This is a genomic window from Bradyrhizobium sp. NBAIM08, assembly GCF_020193935.1.
Classification (GTDB): domain Bacteria; phylum Pseudomonadota; class Alphaproteobacteria; order Rhizobiales; family Xanthobacteraceae; genus Bradyrhizobium; species Bradyrhizobium yuanmingense.
Genome location: NZ_JADYVR010001114.1, coordinates 1 through 395 on the forward strand (window position 1 = coordinate 1; position 395 = coordinate 395).

The window sequence follows — 395 nt, forward strand, 5'->3', positions numbered from 1 at the left end:
ACTATGTCGTCGGCTCCAAGGAATACCGCACGCCGAGTTCGGTGGATTACAAGGCGGTCTACCGCAAGACCGCGCAAGGCTGGCGCGTCGTCCGCCAGGACGTGACCCTGTCGTTTCCGGACTAGTTCCGTGCCCGCCACCGATCCCCGCGTCGAGGCGCTCCACGCCCTGCTCAGGGCGCTCGGGACCCTGGACTTCGTGCGCGTCGGCGAGCTGATCGCCGACGACGCGGTGTTCGAGTTTCCTTATGGCGCCGGCGGACCGGTGCGGGGCCGTGGGGAAATCCTGGGCTTCCTCGGCGCCTCGATGGCCGCCTTCGTGTCGCAGATGACCTTCAACGTCGAGGCGGTCTATCCGGCGGAGGACCCGGAGCTGCTGGTCGCCGAATACACCAG

At 67.3% G+C, this 395-nt stretch carries 1 protein-coding gene; it reads left to right on the forward strand.

Annotation, left to right across the window (positions count from 1 at the left end; all coding sequences use genetic code 11):
• Positions 1–129 precede the first annotated feature (129 nt).
• Positions 130–395, forward strand: a 266-nt coding sequence (locus I6F37_RS43725) for a nuclear transport factor 2 family protein (protein ID WP_225154943.1), incomplete at its 3' end; no start/stop codon positions are given.